The sequence below is a fragment of the Gemmatimonas sp. genome, from assembly GCF_041689975.1.
Taxonomy (GTDB): domain Bacteria; phylum Gemmatimonadota; class Gemmatimonadetes; order Gemmatimonadales; family Gemmatimonadaceae; genus Gemmatimonas.
In genome coordinates, this window is sequence record NZ_JBDNFF010000012.1 from 1 (window position 1) to 14,921 (window position 14,921).

Annotated in this window: 15 protein-coding genes; 7 read left to right on the plus strand and 8 right to left on the minus strand. The window is 64.7% G+C overall.

Annotated features, from left to right (window positions below):
• Nucleotides 1-650 precede the first annotated feature (650 nt).
• From ACESNG_RS00765 to ACESNG_RS00780, 4 genes are all read right to left on the minus strand, one after another.
• Nucleotides 651-3,317, minus strand: coding sequence for a PAS domain S-box protein (locus ACESNG_RS00765; protein ID WP_373067302.1), 2,667 nt, complete (start codon nt 3,315-3,317; stop codon nt 651-653).
• A gap of 244 nt (nt 3,318-3,561) precedes the next feature.
• A complete protein-coding gene (locus ACESNG_RS00770) occupies nt 3,562-5,187 on the minus strand; it encodes an ABC-F family ATP-binding cassette domain-containing protein (RefSeq protein ID WP_373057911.1) in 1,626 nt (541 codons plus the stop codon).
• A gap of 40 nt (nt 5,188-5,227) precedes the next feature.
• A complete protein-coding gene (locus ACESNG_RS00775; RefSeq protein WP_373067304.1) occupies nt 5,228-5,833 on the minus strand; it encodes a DUF5990 family protein in 606 nt (201 codons plus the stop codon).
• Complete coding sequence (locus ACESNG_RS00780; protein ID WP_373067307.1) at nt 5,737-5,997, minus strand: GDCCVxC domain-containing (seleno)protein; 261 nt, start codon at nt 5,995-5,997, stop codon at nt 5,737-5,739. The genes ACESNG_RS00775 and ACESNG_RS00780 overlap by 97 nt, the downstream gene beginning before the upstream one ends.
• Nucleotides 5,998-6,059: 62 nt before the next feature.
• Here ACESNG_RS00780 and ACESNG_RS00785 point away from each other — a divergent pair, with 62 nt between their 5' ends.
• The 3 genes from ACESNG_RS00785 to ACESNG_RS00795 all read left to right on the plus strand — a co-directional run bounded on the left by ACESNG_RS00785 (nt 6,060) and on the right by ACESNG_RS00795 (nt 9,819).
• A complete protein-coding gene (locus ACESNG_RS00785) occupies nt 6,060-6,371 on the plus strand; it encodes a hypothetical protein (protein WP_373057905.1) in 312 nt (103 codons plus the stop codon).
• 916 nt (nt 6,372-7,287) lie between these two features.
• Entirely contained in the window at nt 7,288-7,902 is a 615-nt protein-coding gene (locus ACESNG_RS00790) for a DUF305 domain-containing protein (protein WP_373057901.1), read from the plus strand.
• A 45-nt stretch (nt 7,903-7,947) separates the two neighbouring features.
• Nucleotides 7,948-9,819 (plus strand): LVIVD repeat-containing protein, encoded by a 1,872-nt coding sequence (locus tag ACESNG_RS00795; protein ID WP_373057899.1) that lies wholly within the window; start codon nt 7,948-7,950, stop codon nt 9,817-9,819.
• Between the two features lie 59 nt (nt 9,820-9,878).
• Here ACESNG_RS00795 and ACESNG_RS00800 read toward each other — a convergent pair whose 3' ends face one another.
• The 4 genes from ACESNG_RS00800 to ACESNG_RS00815 all read right to left on the minus strand — a co-directional run bounded on the left by ACESNG_RS00800 (nt 9,879) and on the right by ACESNG_RS00815 (nt 12,361).
• The gene (locus tag ACESNG_RS00800) at nt 9,879-10,580 is read right to left on the minus strand and encodes a hypothetical protein (protein WP_373067309.1); all 702 of its coding nucleotides are present in this window, start codon (nt 10,578-10,580) and stop codon (nt 9,879-9,881) included.
• Nucleotides 10,581-10,621: 41 nt separating this feature from the next.
• The gene (locus ACESNG_RS00805; RefSeq protein WP_373057895.1) at nt 10,622-10,846 is read right to left on the minus strand and encodes a hypothetical protein; all 225 of its coding nucleotides are present in this window, start codon (nt 10,844-10,846) and stop codon (nt 10,622-10,624) included.
• 185 nt (nt 10,847-11,031) lie between these two features.
• On the minus strand, nt 11,032-11,577 hold the full coding sequence (locus ACESNG_RS00810) for a hypothetical protein (protein ID WP_373057893.1): 546 nt from the start codon (nt 11,575-11,577) through the stop codon (nt 11,032-11,034).
• A gap of 238 nt (nt 11,578-11,815) precedes the next feature.
• Entirely contained in the window at nt 11,816-12,361 is a 546-nt protein-coding gene (locus ACESNG_RS00815) for a hypothetical protein (protein WP_373057891.1), read from the minus strand.
• 244 nt (nt 12,362-12,605) lie between these two features.
• Between ACESNG_RS00815 and ACESNG_RS00820 the strand changes: the two genes are divergently transcribed.
• The 4 genes from ACESNG_RS00820 to ACESNG_RS00835 form a co-directional block, all read left to right on the plus strand.
• The gene (locus tag ACESNG_RS00820) at nt 12,606-12,962 is read left to right on the plus strand and encodes a transposase zinc-binding domain-containing protein (RefSeq protein WP_373057889.1); all 357 of its coding nucleotides are present in this window, start codon (nt 12,606-12,608) and stop codon (nt 12,960-12,962) included.
• Nucleotides 12,932-13,324 (plus strand): transposase, encoded by a 393-nt coding sequence (locus tag ACESNG_RS00825; protein ID WP_373057887.1) that lies wholly within the window; start codon nt 12,932-12,934, stop codon nt 13,322-13,324. The genes ACESNG_RS00820 and ACESNG_RS00825 overlap by 31 nt, the downstream gene beginning before the upstream one ends.
• Complete coding sequence (locus ACESNG_RS00830) at nt 13,272-13,706, plus strand: hypothetical protein (RefSeq protein ID WP_373057919.1); 435 nt, start codon at nt 13,272-13,274, stop codon at nt 13,704-13,706. Before ACESNG_RS00825 ends, ACESNG_RS00830 begins: the two co-directional genes overlap by 53 nt.
• A partial coding sequence (locus tag ACESNG_RS00835; RefSeq protein ID WP_373067311.1) for a CHASE3 domain-containing protein occupies nt 13,703-14,921 on the plus strand: 1,219 nt, incomplete at its 3' end. The genes ACESNG_RS00830 and ACESNG_RS00835, both read left to right, overlap by 4 nt.

Below are 14,921 nucleotides of genomic sequence, written 5' to 3' on the forward strand. Positions count from 1 at the left end.
CGCGCTGCGTCTGAGACGCGCGACGCGGCCATTCGATCCATGCGCGCCGGCGCCGATATAAGGAACCTTCGTGTAGTTGAATCCTGCGAATGCGTACGAAATCTCTGAACGAGGTATGCTCGTAGCGAGCTATCGTTCTGGTAGTGGCGGGGCAGGAAGAAACCGACCAGTCTGGCCTCCAGCAACTATCGCCGCGCGGAGCTGAGGTCTCGCGGTCTTGCAGCCGGGTCCGTGAAGCGCACTGCGGTGAACCCTTAAATGCGCGGGTGCGCCGCTACTGGGTCCGTGCCGATGCAACGAGCGGCACGCCGTACCTCGGCGGCGGCGACACCGCCTTGAGCCGCACATGCTACCATGAGGTGCACGGCGATACAGCACTCGACTTGCCAGATCAGTGCAGGTACCGGAAGCTCGCGCGCTTTCTGACCTACGTGCACATGCTGATTGAGTATGGGAACTGCGCCTGAGGCAGGCTTAGCGGGCGCATCAAGACAAGCGGGGAGGCAGATAGCGCCGCCAGAATCAGTGTTCCAAACGCGTTAAGAACGCGGGGCGTAATCGGGTGGAACTGGCGCCGGCGTTCGAGGACTCACGTCAGGTCGCGAAGCCGAGGGCCTTAGCCACCGCCGACACCTTCCCTGCGGGGGCTCTCACGCGCTGTCGAGCACGTCGCGCAGCTTCCGCGCCATGACCAGCGGGGAACACGGCTTCGGCAGGAAATGCACCCCGTCTTCGAGCACTCCACGCGCCGCCATGACGTCGGCGGTATAGCCCGACGTGAAGATGCACGCGAGCGAGGGGCGGGCGGCGCGCAACGCCGTCGCGAGATGGAGCCCATTCATTGTCGGCATGACGACGTCCGTCAGGAGCAAGTGGATCGTCCCCGAATACTCCGATGCCAGGCGGAGCGCGACCAAGGGGTCGGAGGCGGCCAGGACTCGGTACCCACACCGTTCGAGAACGCGCGTGTTCAGACGCAGGATCGCCGCTTCGTCCTCCACCACCAGAATGGTCTCGTTACCGCGTGCGTCCGCCGACGACCTCGCGTCAACCGACGCGACCGCCGGCGCTCCGACGTATCGTGGGAGGTAGACCCCGAACGTCGTTCCCGCCCCCGGCGCACTCGTCACGGTTATGAAGCCGCCGTTCTGTTGAACGGCGCCGTAGACCGTCGCCAGCCCAAGACCGGTTCCCTTCCCGCTGGTTTTTGTGGTGAAGAACGGCTCAAAGAGGTGCGAGAGCGTCTCCTCGGCCATGCCATGCCCATCGTCGCGGACCGTCAGTCGCACGTATTCGCCGACGGCAGCGCCGACGTGAAGCGCCGCGAACTGCTCGTCCACCACACAGTTCTCGGTTTGCAGCACCACGCTCCCCACGTCGGAGATCGCGTCGCGCGCATTGACGCACAAGTTCGTGATGATCTGGTCCACTTGCGACGGGTCCATGTGGATCAACCAAAGCTCCCCCGCCGGGCGCCACGTCAGGCGAACGTTTTCTCCGATGAGACGCCCCAGCAACTTGAGTGCGTGAGCCATGACGTCGTTGAGGTCGAGCGCCGTCGGGGCGATGACCTGCTGTCGCGCGAACGCCAGGAGCTGTCCGGTGATGTTCGCCGATCGCTGTGCCGCCGTCTTGATCTGCAGCAGATCTTCGCGCAGCGTCTCGTCGTGCACCTCCAGAAGCGTCAGGTCGACGTGGCCGAGGATGACGCTCAGCATGTTGTTGAAGTCGTGCGCGACCCCGCCTGCCAGCCGCCCGACGGTCTCCAGCTTCTGCGCCTGTTGAAGCTGGTGCTGCAGGCGCGTACGCTCTGACTCCGCGTCATGCCGCGCCGAGACGTCGCGCACCACCCCGGCATAATGCGGTGTTTGATGGAGGCGGTCGCGCACGGGCGAGATCGTCAGGTCGTTCCAGAACGGCGACCCGTCACGCCGGTAGTTCTGGATTTCCCCCGAAAATTCGACGCCATCGCGCAGAGCCGCATTGATGGCCCGCACCGTCGCGGGATCGGTCGACGCGCCTTGCAATCGCTTCATCGTCTTGCCGACGATATCGGCGGCCACATAGCCGGTGATCGCCGTGAACGCGTCGTTGATCCAGACGACCCGCTGCGCGGCATCCGCGATCACGACCCCCTGCGACACCGCCTTCAGCGCTGCATCGCTCAACCGCCGCGCCTCGTCTTCGGCGCGCTGCACCGTGACGTTGCGATGCGCGACGACGACACCGCGGCGCGCCCCCACGTACGGGACGACCCGCGCCTGAAACCATCGCTGCTCCAAGGGGGAATGGAAGGGATACTCAATCGAATAGCTGGCGAGCGATCCGGCGAGGACGCCGCGAATGCCGATGGCCGCCTCTCGCGCCTCGTCTCCATCGTCGCGCATCGCCGCGCGGTCGAGGACACCGAGATAGTTCATGCCAGCCGAGCCGGAAGAGAGCGCGCCGTTTTGCTCACCAAAGCGCCGCCACGCCCGATTCACCGCGACCACGACGCCGTGTTCGTCGAGGACCGCGACATGGTCCTCGACCGAGTCGAGTACTCCTACCCGCAACTCCTCGCTCTCGCGCAGCGCCTGCTCCGCCGCTTTCCGCTCCGTAATGTCCTGATGGGCACTCACCAGCCTCGTCACGACGCCGTCCTCAACGACCACTGATGCCCGAATGCGCGCCCAGAGGCGATTTCCCTTGGCCGTGCGCATCGGCATCTCCAAGTCGACTGGCGTCCCCATAGTCTGCATTCGCTCGCTCGCCGCCAGGTACGCGGGGAGCCCTGCGGGCTCGAAGAAGTCGACCCACCGATCCGCAGGGGGTATGTTGCCGGGGTCGACGTCAAGCATTCGGCACATCTCCGTCGTCCAGAACACCGCGCCGGTCGCGACCACGAGTTCAGCCCCGCCGACCTTGGCCAACTCACCGGTGCGATTGAGAATCTCGGTCGTTCGGCGCAGTTCCGCCTCACGCTCGTGCGCCGTCGTCACGTCGGTAACCAGCGCCGTAAAACCGACCACAACACCATCCACGACGTCAGGCGTGTATACGGCGTTCGAATGTCGCCGTCGTCCGTCGGGCGTGATGTAGAAGCGCTCGAACTCCTGCGGCGCGCCGGTTAGGGCGCCGCGAATATGCGGCAAATTCTGCTCGTACACGGGGCCGAGTAGCGACGCCAGGGAGATGCCGATCATCTCGTCGGGGCTGCGACCAAACCAGTCGTAATACGCCGCATTCGCGAAGAGGCACCGTTCGTCGGCACCCCAGTACGCCAGCATTGCGGGAACGTGATTAATTGTGCGAAGTGCGGCGGTGGCGGCATTCATTATGGAGAAAGGTGTGCTGGGACACGCTAGTCCGCTAGCTGTCTTGCGGAGGAGCCAGCCGGGGAGCAACCGCGCCTCGACGGCCGCCGCGTCTAATCTCGCGCGGGACGGGCGACGCCGACCTGCTCTCCTGGAGCCCACGGAGGTAGACGCTACCCGTACTCTGCGCTGGGCCAGCCCCAAGGCCTAGCCACTACTTCACGCGCGCCTACGCGTGGCCGACACCATCACTCACCCAGTCGTATTACTGACTCTGCGCATGACGCGGAGTCTTACGATTGGCCTCCCACTCGGTGAAGGGGCCGTCGAAGTCCACGAGACGTGTCCCGTCGAACCACCACACCCGCGTGGCGACCTCGCGCAGGAAGGCACGGTCGTGACTCACGAGCAGCACGGTGCCCTCGTACTCGTCGAGCGCGTCCTCGAGCACCTCGATATTCTCGACGTCGAGATGATTCGTCGGCTCGTCGAGCACCAGCAGATTGGCGCCCGACAACGTGATGAGCGCCAGCGCCACGCGGGCGCGCTCGCCACCGCTCAGCGTATGAATTTCGCGAAACACCTCATCGCCGGTGAAACCGAACGCGCCGAGGTGATTCTGCACGTTGCCTCGATTCCAGAGCGGCCGCTGGGCTTGGATCGCGTCCGACAACGACATGCGGAGCGGCAGGTCGGCCAGGTCCTGCCTGAAATACGCGGGCGTGATTGAGCTACCGACTTTCGCCTGGCCGCTCGCCGGCGTGCGATCACCGAGCATGGTGGAGATGAACGACGATTTTCCCGCGCCGTTGGGGCCAACGAGCGCGACAAAGTCGTTGCGTCGTAGCACGGCCGTGAACTCTTCCACGAGTACGCGACCGGGCACTTCCACGCGAAGCTCGTTGATCGCCACCACCTGGTCGCCGCCGCGTTCCGCGATTTTGAACTCGAGCGACATCGCCGCCGGATCGCCCGGAGGCGGTGCCAGCCGCGGTAGGCGCTCCAACCGCTTGCGCTTGCCCTTCGCCTGGAAGGAGTTCACGCCCGCCAGGTTGCGCATGATGTAATCCGATTCCTTCTTCACGTATGCGCGCTGCTTCTCCAGCTCACGCTCGCGTGTAAGACGGCGTTCGGCCCGCTGCGGCACGAACTGGCTATAGTTGCCCTTGTACGACTCGCTCGACTTCGCCTCGATGTGCAGGATGTTCGTGCAGATCTCGTCGAGAAAGGCGCGATCGTGCGACACGACGATCACTGTTTCATCGGCCTCCGTGAGCCACTCCTGCAGCCAGCTCGTGGTGTCCAGGTCGAGGTGGTTGGTGGGCTCGTCGAGCAGCAAGAGGTCGGCCGGCGCGATGAGTTGCGCTGCCAGACCCACTCGCCCTCTCTCGCCGCCGGAAAGAGTGGACACCAGACGCACTCTCGACTCCTCGGCGTCGAAGCCGAGCCCCTGGAGCACCGCATCGACACGGGCGTGGTAGATGTAGCCCCCGAGGTCGGCGAAACGCTCCTGATCGTGCCCGAACCGTTCGAGCATCTCATTCGTGACCTTGTCGCCCATTTCCCCGAGCGCCATCGCTTGGTCGGCGATGCGCTGCTCGAGGGCCATGACGTCACGCCAGGCCGCTGCACCCGCCTGCCACACGGTGGTGGCGCCTTCGAAGGCCCGGTGCTGGTCGAGCAGCGCATGCCGAAGTCCCGGCTTGCGCGCCACGGCGCCCGTCGTGGGATTCAGGTCGCCGGTAATGACGCTGAAAATCGACGTCTTGCCGGCACCGTTCCGTCCGATGATGCCCCACCGCTCGCCCTCGGCTACGGTGAACGTGATGTTCTTCAGGAGTTCGGTCGCTCCGAAGGAGATCCCGATGTTGGAGCAGGAGAGGAGAGTCACGCAGGAATGGAGGAGGCGAGAGGAAGGCGTTTGAACAAAGCTAAACGCGTCCGACGAGCGTCCATCCAGTCCTGAGCAGCGGGACACTCGCGCACGCGGGACCCCCATCGCGCGCCGTACCACGGAGCCGACCCTCCAACCGCAATTCTGGCGCAGCGGCCATCGCCTTCACGTGTTCCGTCGAGAGCGTCATCAGTGACACCTTCGCTCGACGGTCCCAGCACGAGGACGGATCGCCCGCCCGCGTGCCAGCGCAGAGATAGACAAACCGCGAAGCCCGAGGACCCTGGACGCAGTCGCCGCGGAAATCGAGCGTGCCGGCGGGCGTGGAGACGACGCGGATCATCACGTCGAACGTGACCGATTCGTCGTCGACGGCAGATGGAGGGAGGTGCGCGATCTTGCCCGATTGCACGACCCACCGGACGTGATGTGGTGGACGCTCGAGTACGAGCCGGAGGGCCAGCAACTGGCCCGTCGCACCCGAAACATCCGCGAACCGTGCGCCGTCGTTGCCGTCTGAAACCCCTCGCGCATCCGCACCGTTCATCAGCCGGGTTGAACGTTCAGCACTGGCTGCGCAGGCAGGAGGGCGGCCGGATTCGATGCGCAGCAATCCGTGTGTCCGGCTTGAATCGGAGGGCATGGTGTCGACCCGTACGAGCAGAACACGCAGCAGTCGCCCGCCAACGGTTTGAGGCGTGTCTGGCATGCCGTGCATTCGTGAAAGAACACGCACGCGTCGGTCGGCATGGCGAGCCGTTCGACGACGCCGCAGGTCGGACAGGTCAACGCGGAGATCAGTTCCATGGCATTCAGCGAAGGTAGCGGCTACCGCAAAGAGCTCGATCAAATATCTCGAGTGGACAGGCATGGCGCAGGTGGAAGCGCACAATCTCCACTTGCGAAACACCCTTGCCGATCACCTCGGCGCGATAGGTGGCCTCACGATGGTCAGTCCGCCTGCCGGCGACCTTGCATCGCCACTGCTGACGTCGCTTCTGGCGGAGCGGTTCGACCGACCGACCGTCTCGCGGCAATTGCTGGAGCGACACCGAGTGGCCATCCGCGCGACGCATGCGGAGTTCGGCTTCAACGGCATTCGCTTCTCGCTGCACGAGTTCAATACCGTGAAGCACGTGGAGCGGGCGGCAGAGGCGGTGCGGCGCGAGCTTCAGGCTTAGCGTCGCGTCCGTCCGGAAAGAAGTGAGAGCGGGCGAAGACTGCAGATCTCGCGGCGCATACCGCCGCCACGCCCCCGGGAGCAGCAACAGCCCCACATGCAGACGCGGATTGACAATCCCGGACGACGTGGCCCCCCAAGTGGACATCCCGGAGACCGCGACGCTGCGGGTGATGTGCACATTGGCGCCACCGCCAAATGCCGCCATGGTACGCCAGGACACTCCGTTGTACGCGGACCCGGTGCGGGCATCGAGCCCATCCCGACTCAGCGTACGGCTGGAGAGTCCGCCCTGTAGAAACGGCGTGATCACACGACCGACCGTCGGCAAATGGTATCGCGCACCAAGATCTGCCGACCCCACACCCGTGCGGTTCCCGGCCGTCGTTTGGAAGCCGCCCCATCCCGCGTTGAGGTAGGCCGCCCAGTGACGGGTAAACCCATATCCCAGCGTGAGCCCCCCGCCCCACAACATGCTCGTTGGCAGAGCTCGGCGCGCCGGGCTGACTTGTGACCACGTTGGCTTCGGTCCCATACCCGAGGAAGAGACCGGTGGTATGGGTGTGGGGCACGCGCTCCTGCGCCACGGCGGGGAGAGCGATGCTCCCCAATAACGCGAGGGCCTGCACACTGGAACGCAGAACGAGACGCATTGGCATTTCTCCGGGGGTCAATCGGGAGGATTCTGTGCCGAACCGTGTCCGGCGCCAGCGAGATGAGCAGCAGGCAGGGGGGCCGCTCGATGGTGACCTACACCACGAAAAAGGGAAGGTCCATGACGCCTCCACACCAGCCATCGGGCCACCGGCGCCTAGTGTGGCATCCCCCCATGCCCTATCGTCCTACAGTCTGCCTATGACACGGTTTCCTTTTCCGCCCGGCTCGCTCTCAGGACCGGCACACTGACGGAGCACGTCATGATGGCCCAACGCCCGATCATCGCCTTCGCGGTCTGTTCCCTGCTGGCCGGCGGAGCGTCGTTCGCGTCCGCCCAAAGCGGCATGGACCACAGCATGCACCGTATGGGCCCCGAGATCGTCATCCCCAAGGGCGCGCTCTATACGAAGGCGGACGTCGAGTTCATGCAGGGGATGATCGCGCATCACGCGCAAGCTATCGTGATGTCGAAGCTGGCCGAAGCGAACGGCGCCAATCCGCAGGTGCTCAAGCTTTCGCGGAAGATCGATCAGTCGCAGGTGCCCGAGATTCACATCATGCAGGATTGGCTTCGCCGGTATGGCCAGTTCGCGCCGGACACCGCCTCGTGGCACGACATGCGAATGGACGGCATGCTAACCGATGCCGAAATCAAGGAGCTCAGCACGTCAAAAGGCGTCGTCTTCGATCGGGCCTTCCTCGTCGGCATGATCAAGCACCACGCCGGCGCGATCAAGATGGTCGACGATCTCTTCAAGGCGCCGGGCGCCGGTCAGGAAGTGGATGCCAACGTCTTCGCCAATGACGTCGTAACGGCACAGACGGCCGAAATCGGCATCATGCGCCGCCTGCTCACCCAGCTCCCGCCGAAGTAAGTCAGAAGTAAGTCAGACGTACAGCGCCCGCGAGCTGTTCACCCCGTGCCTACCCTACCACTGGAGTATGACCTGATGCGCGTGATGCGTAGCTTGATCCTGCTATTGGCAACTGCCGTCGCGCCTACTGTCGCGTCGGCGCAGACGTTTCCGAGCAAGGCTGATCCCCGGAACAATCTCAAGCCGGGCCGATTCGACGCGGGCGTTGCGGCGAGCAACATGAAGCTCCTCTCGTTCTCGCCGAAACCGGCCCAGTTCGACACGGTCCGCGGTCTGACGTTCGTCAACTCCGACTTGGCGTTCGGTACCCATTTCGTCTACCAGGCGAACTTCGCCGGCTTCACGATTTGGGACATCACGGATCCCGCCAAGCCAAGCATTACCTCGGTCGTCCAGTGCATCACGTCGCAAGGCGACCCGTCGATTTACGGCAACCTGCTCTTCATCTCCGCCGAGGGCGCGGGCAACCGCAATGATTGCGGCAGCGGTGGCGTGCAGGACCCGAAGGATCACATGGCTGGCGTGCGCATCTTCGACGTGAGCAATCCGAAGGCGCCCAAGCTCGTGAAGAACGTGCAGACTTGCAAAGGGTCGCACACGCACACCCTTGTGCCCAGCCCGACCGATCCCAACATCCTCTACATCTACGTCTCGGGGCAGCAGGCGGCCCGACCGGAGACTGAACTCGCCGGGTGCAAGAACGGCACGGACCCGGCCGACCCGACGAACTCGCTCTTTCAGCTCGACATCATCAAGGTGGCGCTGAATCGCCCCGAGCTGGCCAAGGTGATTCCCGGCGCGCGCATCTTCACAGGACTCGAAGAGGGTGGAGAGTGCAAGCAGTTCTGCTTGCCAGCCGACGCCCGCCGAGCAGCAGCCGGCCGCGCGCGCCCCGCAGCCGATCCGGCCATGCCCACCGGTCCGCGCAATTGCCACGACGTGACGGCGTACCCGGCGCTCAACCTGCTCGCCGCCTCCTGCTCGACGCACTCCATCGTGGTGGACATCTCGAATCCCGAGAAGCCGGTCCGGCTCGACGCGTTGACCGACACGAACAACTTCCAGGGGCGACACACGGCGGCGTTCAGTAACGACGGCAAGAAGCTGATTCAGACCGACGAGTGGGGCGGCGGCACGGGCCCGATGTGCCAGGCGTCCAGCATGATCGAGCTGGGCGGCAACACCATCATCTCGCTCGACGCGAAGAAGAAGCAGGCCCAGCACGCGTACTTCAAGTTGCCGTCGGCGCAGACCGCCGAGGAGAACTGCGTGTCGCACAACGGCGGCATCATTCCCGTGCCGGGGCGCGACCTGTATGTGCAGGGCTGGTATCAGGGCGGCGTGAACGTCATGGACTTCACCGATCAGGACAAGGCGTTCGAGATTGCCTACTTCGATCGTGGGCCGATCGATCCGCCGAAGCCGGTGGACGTGCCCTCAGCGGCGGCGGCAGCGCAGGCGGCCGGCGTACGCGGTGGCGGTAACACTATCGGCGGATCCTGGGGAGCGTACTACTGGAATGGCCTGATCTTCTCGTCCGAACTCGACCGCGGCTTGGACATCTACGAGCTCACGCCGAGCGCGCAGCTGTCGGCCAACGAGATCGCGGCGGCGAAACTGGTCACGTTCACGGAGTACAATCCGCAGAGCCAGCCGAAGATGAAGTGGCCGCCGGCTTTCGTGGTCGTGCGCTCGTACGTCGATCAGCTGGTGCGCGGCAACGGCCTCGCGCTTGATCGCACCTCAGCGATTTTCGCGGCCCTCGATGCGGCGGAAATGAAGTCCGGTGTGGCGCGCGCGGCCGCACTGAACGCGCTCGCGTTGCAGGTCGATGGCGACGTAAAGGCCGCCAAGGATGGCGCTCGCGTGCGCACGATGGCCGGCGAGATCAGACGGCTGGCGACGGCGTCGAAGTAACCGCGACACACAATACCGCATACACGAATGGCGCCCTGCAAGGGGCGCCATTCGTCATTCTACGAACGGTTCCACAGCACCAGCACGCCGCATTTCGCCACGTCGCGCAGCGCGACGGGTGCCGCTGCCGCATAGAACTCGATACTCATGAGATCATCCGTGAAGATCTTGTCGAGATCGGGCGGAGCGGCACGCTCGAACGGGTAAATGCGAAGTCCGTCCTTCACCACGGCCGCATAACACGGTGCGGTCGCGCCCTTCTCTGCTTCGCGCTGTGCACGAGATGCGAGGAAGGACTCTCCGTTCGGTCCCGTCGCCATGATGGCGCCGGCATCGACTTTCAGAAAATTGGCGAGCGGACGTCCGTCGGCCGCTTTGAGCTGCGCGAGCGTGAAGAATTTGCCTTGGCCGAGAGCGCGTCGCCGGGCGAAGCCGGCTACGCGAAGCTCCGTCGGTTCCCCCTTCGGCTTGGCCGTGACGGACCCGGCGAGAATTTCGAGATCGATCGGCATGGGCACGCACGGTCCGCTCGTGAACTTGTCGAAGAACGCCTGATAGCCGCCCGCCACCGCTTCCACGATGTGCCCGCCGTCCTCGAGGTCGGGGATGCGCACGATGCCGGCGGAATCAGTGACGCCGGCGTCGATGGTATGATCGATGGTGATCTGTGCGTTGCGAATCGCCACGGTGTCGCCCGCCTTGCGGAAACGGAGCACGACGGTGCGCGCGTCTTGCGCGTGCGCGTCGTGCGCGAGGAGCATCCCGGCAACCGCCGAGGCAAGTTACAGCGCGTGTGCAATCTTCATGAGGTGAAACGATAGCGGAAGAACAGGGAGTGTTGCAGCCGAGGGCGGAACTTACCGCGTTGCTGATCCGCGCCCACGAAAAAGCGCGTGCCGTCGCGCAGCGTGAACTCCACCGCATCGCTCCCACTCGACGTGTACAGCGTGCCGGCGGGGAGCAGGCGAATACCGGGACACGCCCGACGGACACGATCGTCTCCAGCGGAATGTTCTGCGCGGTCCACACGCCGCCGAATCGCACCGGGAGCCGCCCGTCGTGTGCTCGGATACGCAGTGACGAAAAGACCACCGCGAGCAGTCCAAGCACTCTTTGGCGGCGTGTTTCGCCATTACGCCGCGCGGAGATCCCGACGAAGCACCGCCGTCTGCAGCAACGCACGGTCAGACCGCACGGGTCACCAAGAAGGTTTTAGTGCACGCGCACGCCGATGCCGACCGCGGTGACCGCAAGACGTTCGCCCCGGACCGCCGGTGGGAGTTGCGCCTGTGCCCAGAATACAAAGGAGAGACGCGCGGTCATGCGTTCCGCGCCGTCGAGGCGTGCGGTCAGGCCGATTCCGCTCCGGGACTCACTGGTGATGAAATACCCCGGTCCCGCTAGCAGTCGCACACCACTTCCCTGGTCTTCGCGTATCGCCCAGCCGCCGAGCGCGCCCAGCGATGCATCGCTGGGATAGACGCGACATGCATTGATGCAGTCGTGAGTCTGCCAGAGCAGATTCGCCGAGGCGTGGGCCGCTGCCACGAGCACGCCGCGGGACAGCGCACGCACCGGCTTGGACAACACGATGGAGCCGGACAGCATGCCGCGACCCAGAACGTCTGGCCCGCCAACTCCACGGCCCAATCCGAGGCCGACATCCATTGCCGGGGTGCGCGTTCGCGACTGCGCGCCGAGCTCACGCACTGGGCACAAGAGCAGCAGCAGTACGATGCAACGATTGGTGAGCGACATGCTTCTCCGACGTAATAAATGCGAGCGCGCTACCCCATCTGCTACGGTAATCAATCGCTTGCAGGGCCGCGAATACGACGAAGAGGGTCTGCAATCCTCCGTCCATTCAGGCAGAGCGACGTGTAATGCGGGCTTCTGCTGCAACGGCGTCAAATTAGGAAGCGCGAACGGTGCCAGCGAATGAGTGACACGGCGCAGCATGGCCGTCGTTGGCTGCATCATCGCAAGGTTGGACAGGTTAGTGCCGTGAACGGCCCTGTGTCACGCGCGAACACCACTGCGACGCGCCTCGCCGTCGCCCACACGTGTCTCCACGAGGTCCTGGAACGACATGCCCACGGCGAGGCCCATCGGGCTCTGTCCAGGTACCTACCCACTGTCTACGCTCCGACGCCACGCCCCACGCGTCGAAGACTGTCACGCGCTCTGGCGTGCGCACCCACTTGATATCGGGGCGCCGCGCGAACTGGGTGGCCATGCGGGACACGTTGAGCGCCGCCCCGGTACTCATGGCACTCGTGGACGACACCACGGTGGCATCGGGCATCATCTCTCGCGCGATGCCGACGGTGTCGTGACGTGCAATGGCCGTGTTGGAGCGCGCGCGGGTGGCCACGATGGCCTGGACGTCGGCGGATGAGTCGGTGGGCGAGTCCGCGCGGAACGCGCCCTGTGCTTCCGCCAACATTGGCGAGAGCAGCAAGGCACCCACGCAGGCCGAGCGAAAGAGTCCGGCTGGGCGACCACGAAACCGGGTACGATGGGTGACGCTTGCGCTAGCCATAGGCCTTCCGTGCCAAAAGATTGGGTGACTAAGCGTGCCAACAGGCGGCCTGACGCTGGCTTCTGCAGCAGGCGCTCCAACAATACGCGCGCGCAGCGCACTTCCCAATCGCCCGTCTGAAGCAAGCACCGTTGGGCCGGCGCCACGCGGACGTTGCGTCGAAACGGCCCGTCGCGAAACGGAACGGTGACGGTCCGTGCGCGAGTGGCGCGTATGCTCCGCGCTCCCCTGTCCCGGAGCGCACATGCCCGACGCGGCGGCGGCGGCGCGGGGCGTCAACCGACCTCGACGCCCCCAGGCGTCGCCGCTCTTTCGGTTGGTCTCAGATCATCTGCACCGCCTGCAGACGGTCTACGACGAGCGCTTCGCCCGCGTCCGCTGCGACGCCTGTACGCACGAATACCTGCTCGCGTTCTCACGCAAATGTCGCTACTTCTGCCCGAGCTGCCACGCCAAACGCCTCGCGATCTGGACGCAGTGGCTGGACACCACACGGCTCGCGCCGGTGCCGCACCGACAGGTGGTGCTCACCATCCCCAAGCGCGTGAGCGCGAGCTCACGGTCGGCATCGTGGCCTGCCTGCAGACGCAGGGCTCACTAGCCAACCGGCATCCGCACCTGCACCTGCTCGTCACCGATGGCGGCTTTCGGCCCGACGGCACGTTTGTCTCGGGCCGGTGCACGACGCGGCCCGACGAACGCGGCCGCGGCAGTGCCGCCCGCCATCGTCCCCGCGCCACGACCTTCCGGCGCAGCGTCCGTCGCACCGAAACTCACTCGCCGCTGCTCGCGGGCCGGAGGACCACGACGTATACTCGGCCCACCCCGATCGAATTCCCTATCCCGACGCGGCAAGCGATACCACAAGCGAGGAGCGGTCAAGGACCGTCGGGGCATTATCACCGGCCGGGTGGACGTCGACCAGCGGCCCGCTGTGGTGGAGACGCACAAGCGTTTCGGTGATCTGGAGATGGACACGATCATAGGCCGCAAGCACAAAGGAGCCATCGTCACGATCGACGACCGGCCAGCGGCATGTTACTCATGCGCAAAGTGCCCCGAAAGGAATAGGCTCTTCGCCGAACCATACCACAGCTGGGAGCGCGGATCGAACGAGGATCTCAATGGTCTGATCCGCCAGTACAACCACCCGAAGCAAACCGACTTCGACACACTCTCCGATGAGTTTATCCAGTACGTTCAAGCCCAGATCAACAGCAGACCAAGAAAACGGTTCAACGTTGACTCACCTGTCGACGTCTTTGAGCGACTACCCGATGAGCCCTCGATCGTGTTCATGGGTTGGATCCGCCGGTTTGATCCCCATGCCGGGGAAAAATCATGACTAAAGAATCCATGAAGGATGAAACCCCGCTGCCGAGCCCGCCTGACCAGCGCTTCGGAGACGATCGCCTTTCCGCCGCGCCCAGCGGCCGCTGGGGCTCGTCGCTGCCACGAAAGACCCTGCTGGGCTTCATGGCCGCACTGATCGCCGTCCTGGCCATATCGGTGGCCTCCTATCGCGCCCTGCAAGCTCGGTCGACGGGCGCAGAGCAGATGATGCAAGCGCTCGAAATGACAAAAGCGCTCGAGGCCTCGATCTCCACGCTCACGGACGCGGAATCGAGTCACCGCGGCTATCTGCTGATCGGTGACACGTCGTATCTCGAGCCATATAATGCCGCGCTCGCCGAACTGCCGGGCAACCTCGCGAATATTCGGCGCTTGGCTGCAGGCAACCGGGTGCAACTGCAGCGATTTGAGGCCGTCGAACGCCTCGCCGCCGACCGGATGGTAATTCTCAAGGAAGGCGTCGGACTGAAGAACGCCGGTCAGTCTGAAGCCGCGGTCGAGCTGGTGCGGACTGGCCGAGGAAAGGTGACGATGGACCGTCTGCGTTCGTTGATCGGCGAAATGCAGGTCGCCGAGCGCGTGACACTCTATGCCCGCACGCAGGAATGGGAGCGGGCCGCCGCCTTCTCGACGTTCGTCACCTGGGCGGGTTCAGCGCTCTTGTTATTCCTGATCGTCGCCGCCGCCGTCATGTCCTCGCGGGATTTTCGCGAGATGCAGACGCAGGCCTGGCTGAGGGCGGGGCAGAACGAACTCAGTGACCGGCTGCAGGGTGAGCAGGAGGTCGAGCAGCTCGGCGAAAAGGTCGTCGGCTTTGTCGCCCGCTATCTCAATGCCCAGGTCGGGGCCATGTATTTTGCCGGGGAAGAGGGCCACCTCTCCCTCGTGGGTGCCTTTGCGATTCCCGCGCAAGCGTCAGACGGGCTCGACCAGCCTCATCCCGTGGGCGGTCTGACGAGCCAATCCATGCGGGAGAAGTCGGTCCTGACGATCAGCGATGTGCCGCCGGATTATTTTCCCATTACTTCCGGCCTCGGCGGCAGCCGGCCCCGGCACCTTGTGATCGCTCCGACCAGTGCCGACGGGGTGGCCAATGCGGTGTTGGAATTGGGCTTCTTTCGCTCCGTTTCTCCGCATGACCTGGAGCTGCTGCGCCGGATCGCCGAGCCGATTGGCATTGCCCTGCGAACGGCCCAATACCGCAAAA

Coding starts and splice junctions, on each gene's coding strand:
- ACESNG_RS00765 (WP_373067302.1), bottom strand. CDS start 3,317: ATGAATGCCGCCACCGCCGCACTTCGCACAATTAATCACGTTCCCGCA.
- ACESNG_RS00775 (WP_373067304.1), bottom strand. CDS start 5,833: ATGCCCTCCGATTCAAGCCGGACACACGGATTGCTGCGCATCGAATCC.
- ACESNG_RS00780 (WP_373067307.1), bottom strand. CDS start 5,997: ATGGAACTGATCTCCGCGTTGACCTGTCCGACCTGCGGCGTCGTCGAA.
- ACESNG_RS00785 (WP_373057905.1), top strand. CDS start 6,060: ATGGCGCAGGTGGAAGCGCACAATCTCCACTTGCGAAACACCCTTGCC.
- ACESNG_RS00790 (WP_373057901.1), top strand. CDS start 7,288: ATGATGGCCCAACGCCCGATCATCGCCTTCGCGGTCTGTTCCCTGCTG.
- ACESNG_RS00800 (WP_373067309.1), bottom strand. CDS start 10,580: ATGCTCCTCGCGCACGACGCGCACGCGCAAGACGCGCGCACCGTCGTG.
- ACESNG_RS00810 (WP_373057893.1), bottom strand. CDS start 11,577: ATGTCGCTCACCAATCGTTGCATCGTACTGCTGCTGCTCTTGTGCCCA.
- ACESNG_RS00815 (WP_373057891.1), bottom strand. CDS start 12,361: ATGGCTAGCGCAAGCGTCACCCATCGTACCCGGTTTCGTGGTCGCCCA.
- ACESNG_RS00820 (WP_373057889.1), top strand. CDS start 12,606: ATGCCCGACGCGGCGGCGGCGGCGCGGGGCGTCAACCGACCTCGACGC.